General features: G+C 63.7%; 14 protein-coding genes and 2 pseudogenes. 12 read left to right on the top strand and 4 right to left on the bottom strand.

Annotated features, from left to right (window positions below; translation table 11 throughout):
• The 3 genes from IGS55_RS05580 to IGS55_RS05570 all read left to right on the top strand — a co-directional run bounded on the left by IGS55_RS05580 (position 1) and on the right by IGS55_RS05570 (position 4,989).
• Positions 1-1,377: a GH1 family beta-glucosidase gene (locus tag IGS55_RS05580; RefSeq protein WP_230515418.1), complete on the top strand. Its 1,377-nt coding sequence runs from the start codon at positions 1-3 to the stop codon at positions 1,375-1,377.
• 1 nt (position 1,378) lies between these two features.
• The gene (locus IGS55_RS05575; RefSeq protein ID WP_230515417.1) at positions 1,379-2,431 is read left to right on the top strand and encodes an ABC transporter ATP-binding protein; all 1,053 of its coding nucleotides are present in this window, start codon (positions 1,379-1,381) and stop codon (positions 2,429-2,431) included.
• 107 nt (positions 2,432-2,538) lie between these two features.
• On the top strand, positions 2,539-4,989 hold the full coding sequence (locus tag IGS55_RS05570) for a TonB-dependent receptor (protein ID WP_230515416.1): 2,451 nt from the start codon (positions 2,539-2,541) through the stop codon (positions 4,987-4,989).
• Positions 4,990-5,077: 88 nt separating this feature from the next.
• Here IGS55_RS05570 and IGS55_RS05565 read toward each other — a convergent pair.
• The 3 genes and pseudogenes from IGS55_RS05565 to xseA all read right to left on the bottom strand — a co-directional run.
• Positions 5,078-5,272, bottom strand: a pseudogene (locus IGS55_RS05565) (IS1595 family transposase); the annotation flags it as partial.
• 34 nt (positions 5,273-5,306) lie between these two features.
• Positions 5,307-5,504 (bottom strand): annotated as a pseudogene (locus IGS55_RS28025) (IS1595 family transposase); the annotation flags it as partial.
• A 93-nt stretch (positions 5,505-5,597) separates the two neighbouring features.
• Complete coding sequence (gene xseA, locus IGS55_RS05560; protein ID WP_230515415.1) at positions 5,598-6,959, bottom strand: exodeoxyribonuclease VII large subunit; 1,362 nt, start codon at positions 6,957-6,959, stop codon at positions 5,598-5,600.
• A gap of 1,329 nt (positions 6,960-8,288) precedes the next feature.
• On the opposite strand from xseA, the gene IGS55_RS05555 reads away from it, so the two are divergent.
• From IGS55_RS05555 to IGS55_RS05515, 9 genes are all read left to right on the top strand, one after another.
• On the top strand, positions 8,289-8,894 hold the full coding sequence (locus IGS55_RS05555; RefSeq protein WP_070224614.1) for a MotA/TolQ/ExbB proton channel family protein: 606 nt from the start codon (positions 8,289-8,291) through the stop codon (positions 8,892-8,894).
• A complete protein-coding gene (locus IGS55_RS05550; protein WP_070224613.1) occupies positions 8,891-9,334 on the top strand; it encodes an ExbD/TolR family protein in 444 nt (147 codons plus the stop codon). The genes IGS55_RS05555 and IGS55_RS05550 overlap by 4 nt, the downstream gene beginning before the upstream one ends.
• A 112-nt stretch (positions 9,335-9,446) precedes the next feature.
• The gene (gene lpxK / locus IGS55_RS05545; protein ID WP_230515414.1) at positions 9,447-10,502 is read left to right on the top strand and encodes a tetraacyldisaccharide 4'-kinase; all 1,056 of its coding nucleotides are present in this window, start codon (positions 9,447-9,449) and stop codon (positions 10,500-10,502) included.
• Entirely contained in the window at positions 10,483-10,659 is a 177-nt protein-coding gene (locus tag IGS55_RS05540) for a Trm112 family protein (RefSeq protein ID WP_010395789.1), read from the top strand. Before lpxK ends, IGS55_RS05540 begins: the two co-directional genes overlap by 20 nt.
• Before the next feature lie 2 nt (positions 10,660-10,661).
• Positions 10,662-11,417, top strand: a complete 756-nt coding sequence (kdsB, locus tag IGS55_RS05535; RefSeq protein ID WP_230515413.1) for a 3-deoxy-manno-octulosonate cytidylyltransferase — start codon at positions 10,662-10,664, stop codon at positions 11,415-11,417.
• Positions 11,418-11,661: 244 nt separating this feature from the next.
• Entirely contained in the window at positions 11,662-12,318 is a 657-nt protein-coding gene (gene adk / locus IGS55_RS05530) for an adenylate kinase (RefSeq protein WP_071078917.1), read from the top strand.
• 179 nt (positions 12,319-12,497) lie between these two features.
• On the top strand, positions 12,498-14,621 hold the full coding sequence (locus IGS55_RS05525) for a sodium-translocating pyrophosphatase (protein WP_230515412.1): 2,124 nt from the start codon (positions 12,498-12,500) through the stop codon (positions 14,619-14,621).
• 177 nt (positions 14,622-14,798) lie between these two features.
• Positions 14,799-15,230 (top strand): hypothetical protein, encoded by a 432-nt coding sequence (locus IGS55_RS05520; protein WP_230515411.1) that lies wholly within the window; start codon positions 14,799-14,801, stop codon positions 15,228-15,230.
• Positions 15,231-15,244: 14 nt separating this feature from the next.
• Entirely contained in the window at positions 15,245-15,745 is a 501-nt protein-coding gene (locus tag IGS55_RS05515) for a YMGG-like glycine zipper-containing protein (protein ID WP_139090423.1), read from the top strand.
• Here the strand turns inward: IGS55_RS05515 and IGS55_RS05510 are convergent.
• On the bottom strand, positions 15,742-17,811 hold the full coding sequence (locus IGS55_RS05510; RefSeq protein ID WP_230515410.1) for a TonB-dependent receptor domain-containing protein: 2,070 nt from the start codon (positions 17,809-17,811) through the stop codon (positions 15,742-15,744). The genes IGS55_RS05515 and IGS55_RS05510 overlap by 4 nt on opposite strands.
• Between the last annotated feature and the right edge of the window lie 55 nt (positions 17,812-17,866).

The raw sequence follows: 17,866 nt of genomic DNA, 5'->3' as shown, positions 1-17,866 counted from the left end.
ATGACCACCATGCATAACGACGATATTGACACCAACTTTCCCGCCACCTTCACCTGGGGCGTGGCCACCAGCGCCTACCAGATCGAGGGCGCCGCCGCCATCGACGGCCGCGGCCCGTCCATCTGGGATACCTTCAGCCATACGGATGGCAAGATCATCGACGGCAGCAATGGCGACGTGGCCTGCGACCATTATCACCGCTACTTTGATGACGTGGAGCTGATCGCCAGCCTGGGCGTGAACGCCTACCGCTTTTCCATGTCCTGGTCGCGCGTCCAGCCGACGGGTTCCGGCGCCTGGAACGAGGCCGGCTTCGATTTCTATGGACGCCTGCTCGATGCCTTGGCCGCCAAGGGGCTCGACGCCCACCTGACCCTGTACCACTGGGACTTGCCGCAAGCCTTGCAGGACGAGGGCGGCTGGCTCAATCGCGCCACCTGCTACCATTTCGCCGCCTATGCGGCCGAGGTGGCGCGCCGCTTCGGCCACCAGGTCGCCAGCATCGCCACCCATAACGAACCGTGGTGCACGGCCGTGCTGGGCCACGGCACCGGCCAGTTCGCGCCCGGCATGGCCGACCCGGCCGCCGCCGTGCAAGTGTCGCACCATCTGCTGCTGTCGCACGGCCTGGCCATGCAGGCCATGCGCGCCGTCAATCCGCCCGCGAAACTGGGCATCGTGCTCAATCAATGGACGGCCACGCCGGCCACCGACAGCGCCCAGGACCGCGAGCTGGCGGAACTCGAATATGCGCGCTCGGTGCAGTGGTATATGGATGCCATCTTCAAGGGCCGCTACCCGGCCTTGGCCCTGAAACACGTCGACGCTTCTGCTTTATCCATCTTTGAAAACGATTTCATAGATATCAAGCAGCCCATCGATTTCCTCGGCGTGAATTACTACACGCGCGCTTTCATGAGCGCCGAGACGCCGCCGCGCAAGCCCGAATGCAAGCTCGGTGTCAACGACATGGGTTGGGAAACCTATCCGCAAGGCCTGACGGAACTGCTGGTCGGCCTGCACCGCGAATACCGGTTGCCACCCGTCTACATCACGGAAAACGGCATGGCCGTGGCCGACAAGCCCGTCGACGGCAAGATCCATGACGCGCCGCGCATCGAGTACGTGCAGCTGCACCTGGACGCCTTGCGCGCCGTGATCGCGCAGGGCATCGACGTGCGCGGCTATTTCTACTGGAGCCTGATGGATAACTTCGAGTGGAACTCGGGCTACGCCAAGCGCTTCGGCATGGTGTACGTCGACTACGCCACGCAGCAGCGCAGCTTCAAGGACAGCGCCCTGTGGTACCGCGATTTCATCGCCGCGCAGCGCGCATCCCACGCACCGGCCCAGCTGGTCCTGGCCGGGGAGCACTGACATGGCCGCCATTTCCCTGCGCGGCATCCGCAAGACCTATGGCGACGGCCCGGAAATCGTCAAGGGCCTGGACCTCGACATCCATGACGGCGAATTCATGGTTTTCGTCGGGCCATCCGGCTGCGGCAAGTCGACCCTGCTGCGCATGATCGCGGGACTGGAAGACATCAGCGCGGGCCAGCTGCGCATCGGCGATCTGCTGGCCAACGACGTGGCGCCGGCCGAGCGGGGCATCGCCATGGTCTTCCAGAGCTACGCGCTGTACCCGCACATGACGGCGCGCGACAACATGGGTTTTGCCTTGAAACTGGCCGGCAAGCCGGAAGCGGAAGTGCGCGCGGCCGTCGGCAAGGTGGCCGAGATTTTGCAGATCACGCACCTGCTCGACCGCAAGCCCAAGGCCTTGTCGGGCGGCGAGCGCCAGCGCGTGGCCATCGGCCGCTCCATCGTGCGCCAGCCCAAGGTGTTTTTGTTCGACGAGCCGCTGTCCAACCTCGATGCGTCCTTGCGCGTGCAGACGCGCATCGAGCTGGCCAAGCTGCACCAGGAACTGGGCACGACGATGATCTACGTGACGCACGACCAGGTCGAGGCCATGACCCTCGGTGACCGGGTCGCCGTCTTCCACGGCGGCCACCTGGAGCAGGTGGGCGCGCCGCTGGACCTGTACCGCCATCCGGCCAGCCAGTTCGTGGCCGGCTTCATCGGCGCGCTGCGCATGAACTTCTTGCCGTGCGCCGCCGTTCCCGCGCTGGCCGGCCAGCTTGGCGGCGAGGCGGGCATGCTGGTCGGCATACGCCCCGAACACCTGCGCCTGGTGCCGCGCCACGAAGGCTATGGCGCCACGGTGACCCTGATCGAGCAGCTGGGCGACGCGCAAATCATTCACGCGACGCTCGACGGCCGCATTGATGGCAGCCCGCACGCGGTGGCCATCAAGCTGCACGGCGAGGCGCGCCACATTCTGGCGCAGGGCAGCGCCATCGGCTTCGCGCCGGAAGAAGGCCATGCCTTTCTATTCGACACGGCCGGTCGCGCCGTGGCTACCCATTGACCCCGCACGGAGGCGACATGACTTCAGATTGACACCCAAAAAATGTGCAGCAATAGCCAAAGAGCTATGTGATCATCAATCAACCAGCGGTACAGGAGACAACAACAATGCAACAGCTCAAACGCAATACCATCGCCCTCAGCCTGGCGCATGCGACCTTCGCCCAGTTCATCTTGCTGGGCAGCGGCGCCGCCATGGCCCAGGAGGCTGCAGCCACCGACGCGGCAACGCCGGCAGCCGAACAGATGGACCGCATCGTCGTCACGGCCACGCGCCGCAATACCTTCGTGCAGGAGACGCCGCTGGCCGTCACCGCCTTCAACCAGGACACCCTGCAAAACAACCAGGTCAAGGATCTGGCGTCGCTGGCGACCATGGTGCCCAGTCTCGTCGTCGAGCAGCATGGCGACTCGGGCGGCGTGCACGTCTACATGCGCGGCGTCGGTTCGGCCAACCACACGGAGCTGGGCGACCCGGCCGTCGCCTTCTATGTCGACGGCGTGTATTCGCCGCGTCCGCAGGGCGCCACGGCGCTGATGTACGACCTGTCGCACGTCGAGGTGGCGCGCGGACCGCAGGGCACCCTGAACGGCCGCAACTCGACGGCCGGCGCCGTCAACCTCGTGTCGGCCGCGCCGAGCACGGCCAAGTTCATGGGTTCGGCCGGCATCACGGTGGGCGACAAGCGCCATCTGCAGACGCAGGGCATGATCAATATCCCGTTTTCCGACGACGTGGCGCTGCGCATCGCCGCCATCAAGGATAGCCACGACGGCACGGTGGACTTCCGCCGCGGCTCGAACGTCATGCCGGGCACGGCCAAGTATGGCGCAGGCGACCAGATGGGCGTGCGCGCCTCGCTGCTGTGGAAGTTCACGCCGCAGCTGCGCGGCACCTTCATCGCCGACTACTTCCTCGACCAGGGCGCCGGCAACGTCTACCTGGCGGCCGAACCGAAACGGGGCGAGAAGCTGCGTTCGGCCCTGATCGACACGCCGGGTACCCTGGACCAGTCGATTCTGACCTACAAGGGCAAGCTCAATTACAAGCCGACGGACGCGCTGGACTTCACGTACCTGGGCAGCTGGAGCCGCTACAAGCGCCAGAACAGCAACGATGCCGATGCGGGCCTGTTCCCCGGCTTCAAGTCGGAAAACCGCACCGACTGGGCGCAGTTCGACAGCTATTCGCACGAGCTGCAGGCGCGCTCGGACGACGATGCGCCGTTCCAGTGGGTGGCCGGCCTGTTCCTGTTCAACGAAAAGAACAAGGTGCGCTTCGATATCGACCGCAGCCAGATTTCGCAGGCGGCCGTGCAGCAGGATATCGCCAACGGCGCCGTGATCTTCGTGCAGCCGACCGTGGGCCAGTATGCCTCGTCCATGTCCTTCGTCCAGGGCGACCGCCAGCTCAAATCGAAAGCCGTGTTCGGCCAGGTCAGCCAGCAAGTGACGGACCAGATCAAGCTGACGGCCGGCGCGCGCTACACGAAAGACCACAAATTCGACGTCGGCGGCAAGAACTGGGCGTGCCCGAACTGGCCGGCCAACACGCCGCTGGGTACCACGGTCCTCACTGCGGACCAGTTGCGCCAGCTCGTCACGCCGGGCACGGGCCTGGCCAACACGCACAATATCGGCCCGGGCGGCGCCATCACGGCGGCCACCTGCGGCAATACGCCGGGCGACAATACGGCCGACCTGAAATACGGCCAGGCCACCTGGCTGGGCCGCATCGAGTACAAGCTGCGCCCGGACATTTTGCTGTTCGGTTCCGTGACGACGGGCTTCCATTCGCCGGCCATCGGCGACGGCGGCGCCACCACCAAGCCGGAAAAGCTGACCAGCTATGAAATCGGCTTCAAGTCGGACTTGCTGAACCGCGAACTGACGCTGAACCTCGATGCTTTCCTGATGAAGTACAAGGACAAGCTCGAATCGCAGGTGGTCAACAGCGTGCTGGCCAATTTCAATGCGGCCGGCGCCACCGTCAAGGGCCTGGAAGCGGAGTGGGTGTGGCGGCCAACGAAGGTCGACCGCCTGACGGGCAATGCCACCTGGCTCAAAGCCGTGTACGACGACTTCATGTCCTGCGACGTCGATGCGGCGCGCGCGAATGGCCAGTCTTGCGGCTCGACGGCGCCATTGGTGAACGTGGGCGGCAGCACCATGAAGCATGCGCCGAAGTTTTCCACGACCGTCCAGTACGAGCATGATTTCAATGTCGCCGGCGGCCAGATCACGCCGCGCGCTTCGGTGCACTATGAAACCATGTCGTACGTGGGGGCGGGCGCGTTCAACGGCGACGTGCCGGGCCACGCCGGCGTCAAGCGCCAGGAAGCCTACACGACCCTGGACCTGAGCCTGCGCTTCCAGCCGGCGAACAAGGCCTACACGGTGGAAGCGTTCGTGCAGAACGCCACCGACAAGGCGGTCAAGCTGGACGTTAATGAAATCTGCACGGACGTGGGCATGCCATGCCAGCCGACGCAGCAGATCTACGGCGCCTTCTACAACGCGCCGCGCACGTTTGGCGCGCGCGTGTCGATGAAGTTTTGATCAGGTAGGGTGAAAGAGCAGTTGCGGTAGCAGTCCACTCAGTAGGGAAGGTGTTGGGCCGGGGTTTTTCCCCGGCCTTTTTTATTGGCTATGTCACCGTCAGATGTGGAAATGCTCCCAGCGTTGCTTTCAACAGCGTTTCCGGTGAGCGGATGCGCCCGGCGTCGAGTATCCAACGCCATCCCAGGTAGTTCGGCAGGTAGCGTGTCGCCACGCCGTGAAACGGCCCCATCCATTGTCGCAAACGGCTGTGATAGGCGTTGACGTTTTGCACGTGGGCGGCGTCCGCACGGCACGCAGCGGTAGCGCTGCAGACCGTGCGCATGGCCGTGCCGGTGCAGGTGCGCCGAGTGGCAGGCGGGACAGGCCAATCGCGGCTGCGCCACATTTTCCAGCAGCGCGACGGTCGCGTCGTGTGGCGCGTTGCCATGCAGCAGGGCAATGCCTGCCTGCCGCTGGCGTTGGCTCAACTGCGAAAGTTGCGCGATAAAGCTCTTCCATTCGGCTGGCCGCATGATCTACTCCCTGCGTAATCGGTATGCAGAGTCAGACAGCACAGCCACAGGAAGATTCCGGTATTTCCCCTATTTGCCGATGACAGAGCCTTTTTATTCTAACGTCGCCTGCACGCTGGCGATGCCGACCTGCGCGCTGCCTTCGGCCAAACGCACGTTGACGTTCTGGCGCGCCTGCAGCTGCGCCGGCGAGCGCACGATATTTCCCTTTTCGTCGCGCAGGATGGCGTAGCCGCGTTCCAGGGTGCGCTGGGGATTGAGCAGTTCCAGCTGCGCCGCCAGGCCGTCGAGGCGGTGGCGCCGCTGGCTGAGCAGCTGCGCCATGGCCGCGCCGCCGCGCCGCTGCGCTTCCAGCAGGCGCGCGCGCGGCGCCGTGACGTCGGGCCGCAAGGCGGCCCAGCGGCTGCGCAGGCGTTCCAGTGCATATTGCGACTGGTTCACGGGCGCGCGCGCCGCATGCGTCATGGCAGTCGACAGGGCCAGCAGCTGCAAGCGCTGCTGCTGCAGCTGCGCCTTCGGGTTGAGCCGGCGGCGGCTGTGGCGGTCCAGCGTTTGCGCCGCGTCGTCGAGGCTGCGGCGCATGGCGCGGCGCAGGTCGGCCGCATCGGCGCGCAGGGACGCCATCCAGTCGGCGCGCGGCGTGGCCGCCAGTTCGGCCGCCGCCGTCGGCGTGGCCGCGCGCAGGTCGGCCGCGAAGTCGGCGATGGTGAAATCCGTCTCGTGGCCCACGCCGCTGATGACGGGCATGGAACAGTCGGCGATCGCATGCGCCACGGCTTCATCGTTGAACGACCACAGGTCTTCGATGCTGCCGCCGCCACGGCACACCAGCAGCACGTCGCACTCGGCCCTTGTCGATGCTGTGCGGATGGCGTGCGCGATCTTTTCCGGCGCCTGCTGTCCCTGTACCGGCGTGGGGTAGAGGATGATATTGACGTGCGGCGCGCGGCGCTTGAGCGCGATCAGCACGTCGCGCAGGGCGGCCGCCTGCGGGCTGGTGACAATGCCGATGCTGCGCGCGAACATGGGGATGGCGCGCTTGCGTTCCTGGTCGAACAAGCCTTGTGCGGCCAGCTTTTCCTTCAGGCGCTGGAATGCTTCGTACAGTGCGCCCACGCCGGCGCGGCGGATGGCTTCCACGTTGATCTGGTAATCGCCGCGCGCGCCGTACAGGGTGACGAGCGCGCGCACTTCGACCTTGTCGCCTTCGCGCGGCGTGAAGCCCGCGTACTGGGCGCGGCCGCGGAACATCACGGCGCGGACTTGGGCGCCATCGTCCTTCAAGGTGAAATACCAGTGGCCGGAAGCGGCGCGCGTGAAGTTGGAAATCTCGCCGGCGATCCAGGTCAGGGGGAACGAGCGCTCAAGCAGGCGCGCGACGGCCTGGTTCAAGGCGCTGACGGTCAGCACGGGTGGGGCGGCAAAGCCGCTGTCAGTCGGGTTGTCGGTCATCATAAAGCTGGGAGCGGGAAGGGAACTGTCCACATATTATCGGCGAGGTCATGCTTATGTCATATATCGCGCAAAACAACAAGTTCTATTTCTAAGTAATTGATTTCATGACGAATTCCCGTATGCCTGATTTGCGTGCAGAGGGAAAAAATCCTTTAATATCAAGCACATCAGTGTAGCCCCTGTCACTTACGCACAAAGTTATCCACAGAAAGTGTGCGGAACTTTTTGCCTTGGATAAACATGACCGGGCTGGCCCTGATCGAGCGATAAAAGTGCCTTGCTACATTTTTGCGCACGGAAATAAAGTGCATAGGAATCAAGCGCTTAGTATGCCATGCATGGCCTTGCGCACAATCTTATCCACAAAAAATGTGCAGAACTCTGGCGCGGCACCGGATTTATCCACTGGAGGGTTTATGGCATGGCTTGCCTTATTTTTGCGCAGCATAAAAATAGCCATATAAATCAAGGGTGTAGCATCGCACCGTACGCCTTGCTCACAATCTTATCCACAGAATGTGTGCAAAACTGCATAAACCGTTTCGTGGTTTGTCCGGGTTTTCCACCATGTGATCATGCCGAATTGCTGCCTTATTTTTCAGCAGGAAAAAAAATCCCTTTAGAATCAATGCTCTTGCATAGAGTCAATCAGCTTGCTCACAATCTTATCCACACTTTATGTGTGGAACTGCGCTGACGGTGGAAAACTGCCGTTTTGAAGTGGAATCGGACCGTGAAAAACACGCTTTTCAGCCTATGCCACATTTTTATGCATGGCAATAAAAACGATATAAATCAATGTACTTGGCGTGTATCCGTACGCTTGCGCACAATCTTGTCCACAGATTGTGTGCAGAACTTTGACGGCCTGTCTGGCGGCGGTTGCGCGCCTGCTGCCACTTTTTTATGCATTGATTTAATTTCCTTTAAAATCAATGGCTTGATTGCATTCCTCGGCTTTGCGCACAATCTTGTCCACAGTAAATGTGCAGAACTCTTCAGATGTTAACTTTTTGACATTGACTACTGTCGATAAGCTGCTATGCCTGTATTTTGCGCAGTACGATAATTTCCATGTAAATCAATGACTTGTGTGCTGGACTTCATGCTTGCTCACAATCTTATCCACACAAAGTGTGCAAAACTGGGCCGCAGCGGCAGGTGCTCACTGCGCGGTGGGGACAAGTGCCATGCAGGCGCCCCTTGCCGCCGGCGCGGCAACGCGCTACATTGCGCCATTCCTGCGCGCACGTACAATCGGTCTTTGGCGCTCGGTACAATACAGGCTGTTCGGGCGTTCCATCGCCTTCCCTTTATCAGGAGTTTCTTTTGCTCGCTATATTTCAAGCCGCTGGCTGGCCCATCTGGCTGTTGTTGATCGCTTCCATCGTCGCCCTGGCCCTGATCATCGAGCGCCTGCTATATTTGCGCCGCGCCAAGATCCTGCCCCGCAAGCTGTTCGATGAAGTGGTGCAGGTGTATCGCAGCGGCAAGATCACGCCGGACACGGTGGCCAAGCTGGAAGACAATTCGCCGCTGGGCGTGGTGCTGGCCGCCGCCCTGCGCAATGTCGACGCGCCGCGCGAGGTGATGAAGGAATCGATCGAAGAGGCGGGCAGCGGTGTGGCCCACACGCTGGAACGTTTCCTGACGACGCTGGGCACGATCGCCACCCTGGCGCCGCTGATGGGCCTGTTCGGCACGGTGGTGGGCATGATCGAAATCTTCGGCTCGCAAAACGCCAGCGGCTCGAATCCCGCCCAGCTGGCCCACGGCATTTCGGTGGCCCTGTACAACACGGGCTTCGGTCTGGCCATCGCCATGCCGACCCTCGTCTTTTACCGCCACTTCCGCGCCCTCGTCGACAGCTTCGTCATTGACATGGAGCAGCAAGCGGTCAAGTTCGTCGACATCGTCCACAGTGGCCGCAAATGAACTTCCGCAAAGGCAAGGGGCGTGAAGACCCCGAAATCAACCTGATCCCGTTCATCGACGTGCTGCTGGTGATCCTGATCTTCCTGATGGTCAGCACCACCTACAGCAAGTTTACGGAGCTGCAGATCACCTTGCCGACGGCCGACGCCGAGCAGGCGAAAGAGAAGCCGCAGCAGATCGATGTCACCATCGATGCCAAGGGCAATTACACCGTCAACCGCGAGCCCATCTCGTTCCGCGATGTGGCCGGCCTGGCCGACGCCCTGCAGAACGCGGCGAAAGCAGCCAACGGCGGCAAGGCGCCCGCGCAGACGCCCGTGGTCGTGGTCAACGCCGACCAGTTCGCCATGCACCAGATGGTCATCCACGTGATGGAAGCGGCGCGCCTGGCCGGGTATGAAAAGCTGACGTTCGCGGCGCAGGCGGGCAGCAGCAAGTAGGTCGGCTTAGCCGGAACGGCGCAAGCCGACACAAGCCGCAGCCGAGCATGTCGGATTAGCTGCGCCTGGCGGCGCGGCTAATCCGACCTACACCATTTTTACGTCTTCCTCCATGCCCACATCCTCCCCCGCCAAGCTTGAAACCACTCTCACCCGCGCCTGGCTGACGCGCGGCCCGCTGGCGTGCGCGCTGTGGCCCGTCTCCCTGCTGTTCGGCGCCCTGAGCGCCGTGCGGCGCGTTTTGTACCGCGCAAACATCCTGCAATCGGGGCGCCTGCCCGTGCCCGTCGTCGTCGTCGGTAACATTTTCATCGGTGGCACGGGCAAGACGCCGCTGACGATCTGGCTGGTGCAAGCCTTGCGCGACGCGGGCATGCGTCCGGGCGTCATTTCGCGCGGCCATGGCAGCGCCGACCGTTTGCCGCGCGCCGTCACCGCTGCTTCCACGCCGCAGCAGGTCGGCGACGAGCCGCTGCTGATCTTCCAGCGCGGCGGCTGCCCCGTGATGGTGGGGCGCGACCGCGCGCAAGCGGGCAGGGCGCTGCTGGCCGCGCACCCGGACGTCGACGTGCTGGTGACGGACGACGGCTTGCAGCATTACGCCTTGCGGCGCGACGTGGAAATCGTGCTGTTCGACGGCCGCGGGGCGGGCAATGGCTGGCTGCTGCCGGCCGGCCCGCTGCGCGAATCGCCACGCCGCCGGCGCGACGTGACGGTGATCAATGCGCCCGAGCTGGCGCCGGATCTGGTGGCCAGGGTCGCGCCGCAGGGCGGGCTGGTGGTACAGATGCTGCTGGCCGGCGGCGTGGCTGAACGCATGGTGAACCGAAGCGAAAGCGTGGCGCTTGCAACCCTGGCGGCCAGCGGCCAGCGCATCGTGGCGGCGGCCGGCATCGGCAACCCGCAGCGCTTCTTTGCCATGCTGCGCGGCGCCGGATTGGACTTCACGGAACTGCCCTTGCCCGACCATCACGACTTCCTCGACCAGCCATTTGCGGCACTCGACACGGATGTGATCTTGATCACCGAGAAGGATGCAGTAAAATGTGCGCAAATTGAATATCTCAAAGACGACCCGAGACTGTGGGTCGTCCCCGTCAGTGCGCGCATCGATAGCGCGCTGGCCCAACAAATTGTGGAGAAATGTCGTGGACGCTCGACTGCTTGATATCCTGGTCTGCCCTGTTTGCAAGGGTCCGCTTGAACACGATAAGAAGGCGCAGGAATTGATTTGCCGCGCCGACCGCCTCGCCTATCCGATCCGCGATGGCATCCCCATCATGTGGGCGGACGAAGCGCGCACCCTGCAAGACGCAGTGGAATAACGATGGCGTTCATCGTCATCATCCCGGCCCGCCTGGCCTCGACGCGCCTGCCGGGCAAGCCGCTGGCCGACCTGGGCGGCAAACCCATGGTGGTGCGCGTGGCCGAGCAGGCAGCCCTGTCGGGCGCCGCGCGCGTCATCGTCGCCACCGACCACGAATCCATCCGCGCCGCCTGCGCCGCGCATGGCGTGGAAGTGTGCATGACGCGCAGCGACCATCCGTCGGGCACGGACCGCATCGCCGAAGTGGCGCGCACGCTCGAGCTGCCGCTGGATGCCGTCGTCGTCAACCTGCAGGGCGACGAACCGCTGATCGATCCGGCCTTGCTGGCCGCCTGCGCGGCGCAGATCAGCGCCGCCGTCCCCATGGCCACGTGCGCCCATCCGCTGCACGATGTGGCCGATGCGTTCAACCCGAACGTGGTCAAGGTCGTGCTGGACAAGAATGGCCGCGCCTTGTATTTCTCGCGCGCGACGATTCCGTGGCACCGCGACGGCTTCGCGCGGTCGAAAGACAGCCTGCCGGCCGGCTATGTGCCGCTGCGCCATATCGGCCTGTATGCTTACAGCAATGCGTTCCTGCAAGAATATCCGCAATTGTCCGCGTCGCCGCTGGAAGCGATCGAGGCGCTCGAGCAGTTGCGCGTGCTGTGGCACGGTGTTGCCATCGCCGTGCATGTCACGGACTCGGCCCCGGCCGCCGGTGTCGACACGCCGGAAGATCTTGCCCGGGTGCAAGCACACTACGGTGCCCTGTAAGCGCTACCCGTAAAACGGCAGGCGTGCAAATAAAGTTTTGTGCGCCTGCAGTAAAAACCACATTTTGAAACGTCTGCCTCGCGAATTGCTGGCTTTGATCAATCAGGGCATAGCAATTCGATAGCAAACTGGCGTTCCGGGGATTTTCTGTGGTAAGTTTCGTACGGAAAGATAGCCTTGGCAACACCATCTAAAAATAATTACACATACCACCATCCAAAATCTGTTTTTTAGGAACTTTTCAATGCGTCTGATACTTTTAGGAGCACCCGGTGCCGGCAAGGGCACCCAAGCTAACTTCATCAAAGAAAAATACAATATTCCACAAATCTCCACGGGCGACATGCTGCGCGCGGCTATCAAGGAAGGCACGGAACTGGGCCTGGCGGCGAAAAAAGTCATGGATGCGGGCGGCCTCGTGTCGGACGACATCATGATCGGCCTGGTCAAGAACCGCCTGCAGGAAGCCGATTGCGCCAATGGCTATCTGTTCGACGGCTTCCCGCGCACCATCGCGCAAGCGGACGCCATGAAAGATGCCGGCATCAATGTCGACTATGTGCTGGAAATCGACGTGCCTGACGCTTCGATCATCGAGCGCATGGATGGCCGCCGCAGCCACCCGGGTTCGGGCCGCGTGTACCACGTCAAATTCAACCCGCCAAAAGTCGACGGCGTCGACGACATCACGGGCGAGCCGCTGATCCAGCGCGACGACGACAAGGCGGAAACCGTCAAGAAGCGCCTGGACGTGTACCACAACCAGACCAAGGTCTTGCTCGGCTACTACAATGACTGGGCCAAGTCCGGCCTGCCAGGCGCGCCGAAATACCGCCGCATCGCCGGCGTCGGTCCGGTCGAGCAAATCCGCGACAGCGCATTTGCCGCCCTGGCGGAATAAGCAGTGTTTGAAAAGCGGACCTCAGTGTCCGCTTTTTTTGTGCCCGCGCTTCAGGCGGGCGCCGTATCGTTTTCGTGGTTCAGTTTTTTTGCAGGTCGTGTTTTCCTGGCTGCGCGTGCCTACCCGGTGCGGTCTGCAGCTGTTGGCAATGACGTCGGATAAAAACAGAAGGGGACGATATGGCAGCCAGTTTGTGGTTTGCGGTAGCCTGCGGCGTGGTCGCAGTCATTTACGGTTTGGTGTCGCGCAGCTGGATTCTGAGGCAGGATCCAGGCAACGCGCGCATGCAGGAAATCGCGCTGGCCATCCAGCAGGGCGCGGCCGCCTATCTGGCGCGCCAGTACCGCACCATCGCCATCGTCGGCGTGGTGCTCCTGATCGCCATCTATCTGCTGCTTGGCCTGCACACGGCGCTGGGCTTCCTGATCGGCGCCGTGCTGTCGGGCGCCTGCGGCTTCATCGGCATGAATGTCTCGGTGCGGGCCAATGTGCGCACGGCGCAGGCGGCCACGCATGGCATCAACCAGGCGCTGAACGTGGCTTTCAAGGGCGGGGCGATCACGGGCATGCTGGTCGTGGGACTGGGCCTTCTGGGCGTGACCCTGTTCTACTGGCTGCTGGTGACGACGGGCGCACCCGGCCTGACCCAGCATGACCTGATCAAGCCTTTGATCGGCCTGGCTTTCGGCGCCTCGCTCATTTCCATCTTCGCGCGGCTGGGCGGCGGCATCTTCACCAAAGGCGCCGACGTGGGCGCGGACCTGGTGGGCAAGGTGGAAGCGGGCATACCCGAGGACGATCCGCGCAACCCTGCCGTCATCGCCGACAATGTGGGCGACAACGTGGGCGACTGCGCCGGCATGGCGGCCGACCTGTTCGAGACCTATGTCGTGACCCTGATCGCCACCATGCTGCTGGGCGCACTGCTGATGGCCGAGGCGAGCAGCACGGCCATCATCTACCCGCTGCTGCTGGGCGCCGTCTCCATCCTCGCTTCCATCGTCGGCTGCTCGATGGTCAAGACCAAGCCGGGTGCGAAGATCATGTCTGCCCTGTACACGGGCCTGTGGTGGGCGGCAGGCCTTTCCCTGGTCGGCTTTGCCGTCGTCACGTGGCTGCTGTGGCCCGACGACGCCATGCGCTACAAGATGCTGGGCGCCACCGTCGTCGGCATCGTCCTCACGGGCCTGATGGTGTACATCACCGAGTACTACACGGGTACGGACTTCAAGCCCGTGCGCCACATCGCCGAAGCGTCGACGACGGGCCACGGCACCAACATCATCGCCGGCCTGGGCGTATCGATGAAGTCCACGGCATACCCGGTGCTGGCCGTCTGCGTCGCCATTCTCGTCTCGTATCAATTGGCCGGCCTGTACGGCATCGCCATTGCTGCCACCTCGATGCTGTCGATGGCCGGCATTATTGTCGCGCTCGACGCGTATGGTCCCATCACCGATAACGCGGGCGGCATCGCGGAAATGTCGGGCTTGCCCGACTCCGTGCGCGCCATCACCGACCCCCTGGATGCCGTCGGCAACACGACCAAGGCCGTCACCAAGGGCTATGCCATCGGCTCGGCCGGCCTGGCCGCGCTGGTGCTGTTCGCCGACTACACGCATGCGCTCGAATCCGTGGGCCAGCACATCACGTTTGATCTGTCGAATCCCATGGTCATCGTCGGCCTCTTCATCGGCGGCCTGATACCGTATCTGTTCGGCGCCATGGCGATGGAAGCCGTGGGCCGCGCGGCCGGCGCCGTGGTGGTGGAGGTGCGTCGGCAGTTCCGCGACATCAAGGGCATCATGGAAGGCACGGCGCGGCCCGAATACGACAAGGCCGTCGACATGCTGACGGCGTCGGCCATCCGCGAAATGATCGTGCCCTCGTTGCTGCCCGTGGTCGTGCCCATCGTCGTGGGCATGCTGCTGGGGCCGGCGGCGCTGGGCGGCCTCTTGATGGGGACCATCGTCACGGGCCTGTTCGTGGCCATCTCGATGACCACGGGCGGCGGCGCCTGGGACAATGCGAAGAAATACATCGAGGATGGCCATTTCGGCGGCAAGGGTTCCGACGCGCACAAAGCGGCCGTCACAGGCGACACGGTGGGCGACCCGTACAAGGACACGGCCGGTCCGGCGGTGAACCCCCTGATCAAGATCATCAATATCGTGGCCCTGCTGCTGGTGCCGCTGCTGCCGGCCACGGGCTGGCTGGCGGTCAAGGCGCCGGCGCCCATCCACGCGCCCGTGCCGCCCATCCTGGCGCCGGCCACACCCGTGCAAAGTTTGCCGGCGCAATAAACCCGACGTCAAACAGCCCCGTTCCCAGGGGCTGTTTTTACGTCGGGCATGTCAAAATTTCCTGATCTCCATATCTCGCGCGTATCAAAAGTGAGCAAATGTTACAGCGCCTTGCCTGCGCCGGCCGCCGGCCAATAATGAAGGAGTCACTTCAGGCAGCAGAAGGCAGGAGTCATCATGGACAAGGCAGACAAACGGCGCTGGCTGATGCGGGGGCTGGCCGTGGCGGTGGGGCTGGCGCTGGCCGGCAGCGCCTGGGCCGATCCGGGCAGGCATGGCCGGCACGGTGGACACGGCTTCCATGGCCATCACGGTCATCACGGCCATCACGGGCACAGGCATTTCCATGGCCGCTCGCATGTCGGTGTGTGGCTGGGCTCGAGCTGGGGCTACGGGCCGGGCTGGTACGGCGACCCTTGGTACCGCCATCCATACGGACGCACGGTCGTGGTGCAGCCGCTGCCCGCCGCGCCGCCCGTGTATGTCGAGCAGGGCGGGGTGCCGACGGCGCCGATGTGGTACTACTGCCGTCATCCGCAAGGCTATTATCCCTACGTGACAAGTTGCACGCTGCCGTGGCGCGCTGTGGCGCCGGGCAGCGTGCGCTGAAGGCGAGGTGCGACATGAACGGGAAAACAGGCGCAGTGTGTGGAGGCGTGCTGGCGCCCCTTGTGCTGGCGGCATGCACGGTGATGCCGCAAGGGCCGTCGGCCATGGTGTTGCCCGGCACGGGCAAGAGTTTCGCGCAATTTCAGGGCGATGACGCCCATTGCCGCGGGTATGCGCAGGCGCAGCTGGGCGGCAGTTCGGCGCAGCAGGCCGCGGCCGACAGCGGCGTGCGCAGTGCGGCGCTGGGCACTTTGCTCGGTGCGGTGGCTGGCGCCGCCATCGATGGCGGCCATGGCGCCGGCGTGGGTGCCGGTACTGGGCTGGTCTTTGGCGCGCTGGCGGGGACGGGCGCGGCCGACAGTTCTTCGTATGGCATGCAGCGCCGTTACGACTATGCCTACCAGCAATGCATGTACGCGAGCGGCCACAAGGTGCCCGTGGCCGGGCAGATGCTGAGCAGCGTGCCGGCCAACGCCGCCACGCCGCCGCCCGGTACGCCGCCGCCCCGCTATTAGAAGCGCGACGTCAAACCGACGAACATGCGGCGTCCCGGCACATAATAGTCGACCAGGCCATCGGCCATCGGACCCTTCTTGAACAGGTTTTGCACGCCGCCGCGCACCGTCCACTGGGGCGTGACCTTGTATGACACGACCGTGTCGACGATGGTGTAGGCCTTGTCGGCCAGCTTGCCCGCATCGAGTTCCTTGCCCGTGTACTGGGCCGACACTTCGCCGAACAGCTGGTCGTTGACTTGCCAGCCCAGCGCCGAGTACCACGACAGTTTTGGCGTGGACAGCAGGTTGGCGCCCGTCGTCAGGTTTTTCGCTTCCGCCATGTAGGTGACGTTGTTACGCCAGTTCAGGTTTTTCGTCAGCGGGATGGTGGCCGTCGCTTCCAGGCCGCTGGTGCGCGCCTTCTGGATATTCGTCATCTTGGTCCACCAGCGCTGCTGGTAAAAGCCCAGCGGCGCATAGTCGATCTTGTTCTTGAAATCCGTGTGGAAGTACGTCACGCCCACGTCCCAGCCATTCTGTTCCCACGCCACGCCGATCTCGCCGGCCGTGCTCGTTTCCGGCTTCAAGTCCGCATTGCCGGCCATGTAGCAGCCGCCCGTGATATAGCCCAGGGGTTTCAGGCTGCCGCAACCGCGTCCGCCCGACTGCGTGGCCGCCGCCGGCGAGTTTTCCTTCAGGCTCGGGGCGCGGAAGCCTTGCGACACGCCGCCCTTGATGGTCCAGGCGGGGGCGGGGTGGTACACCAGGTACAGGCGCGGGCTGTAATGGTTGCCGAACTTGCTGTGGTGGTCGAGGCGCAGGCCCGCCGTGGCCGTCAAGTTGTCGCGCAGGAACAGCTGGTCTTCCGCAAACAGGGCCGACGTGGTGCCGGACAGGGTGGCGCCGCTGACGGGGTTGCCCAGGTAGTCGGTGGGCACGGTGCCGATGGTGTCCGTGTTCGTCAGTTCCTGGTGCTTCCACTGGCCGCCCATCACCAGCATCTGCTCGATGCCGCCCCAGCCGACGCGCTTTTCCAGGCTGGCGTCGAGGGTGCTGTCCTTGGATTTCGCCACCGTGCCGACGACTTCGTTGTCGAAATCGTTGTGGTACAGGTTGACCATGGCCTTGCCGAAGTCCCAGCGGCCTTCATAGCCGAGGCTGACGCTCTTGCGTATCAGTTTGCTCGCGCCCCAGGCGCCGAACAGCGGGTAGCCGTCCGCGTCGAGCGTGGTCGAATCCGTTGATTGCTGCTTGCCGTAGCTGGCGTCCAGCGTCAGGTTCTGTTTCTTGTCCAGCGCCCAGCTCAGCTGGCCCGAGACAGTCTGGTTGCGTTCGCCGCCGATGCCGCCCGATTTGCCGATGGCTTTTTCATCGGGATTCTGGCGCGTCTGGCCCACGCCCAGGCGCATGCCGACCGTGTCCGACAAGGGGCCGGCCAGGTTCACGCCCAGCTGGTGCGCCGTGCCGCGGCCGCTGTCCTGCGGCTGCGTGTAGTTGGCCGTGGCCGAACCGTTCCACTTGCCCGGCACCTTGCGCGTGATGATGTTGATGACGCCGCCCATGGCGTCCGAGCCGTACAGCGAGGACATGGGTCCGCGCACCACTTCGATGCGCTCGATCATGTCGGGCGAGATCCAGTTCAAGTCCTGGCGGCCCAGATCCGGACGGTAAGCCGTGTCGGCCGAGCTGCCCACGCGCTTGCCGTCGACGAGGATCAAGGTGTATTTGTCGGGCAGGCCGCGCAGCTTGATCTTCGACTCTTCGCCCACCGGGCTGGTGCCGCCCGTCACGCCGGGGATGCGGCGCAGCAGGGTATTCAAGTCATACACGGGCTGGCGCTCGATTTCCTCGCGCGTGATGACGCTGATGCTGGCCGGCGCATCCTTGATGTCGATGGCCGTGCCCGACGCGGTGACGACCACCGTGTTCATGGTGGGATCGGCGGCCGCATTGCCTTCGGCCCAGGCGCTGCTGACGGCCAGCGACAGCAGGCAGGGCAGGATCAGGGTGGCGCAATGGCGGGAACGGGCGGGAGTGGCGGCTGGGAGTGCGAAGGTTGCGAAGGCGGGACTGCGCTTGGTCATGGTGAGTTTTCCGGATGTTGTTTTTTCCTGGCTGCCTTCCGGGTGGCTCGGGTAT

Source organism: Janthinobacterium sp. EB271-G4-3-2 (assembly GCF_020858035.1).
GTDB lineage: Bacteria > Pseudomonadota > Gammaproteobacteria > Burkholderiales > Burkholderiaceae_D > Janthinobacterium > Janthinobacterium aestuarii.
Note: the sequence above shows the minus strand (reverse complement) of the source record. Positions and strands in the feature narration are given on the sequence as shown.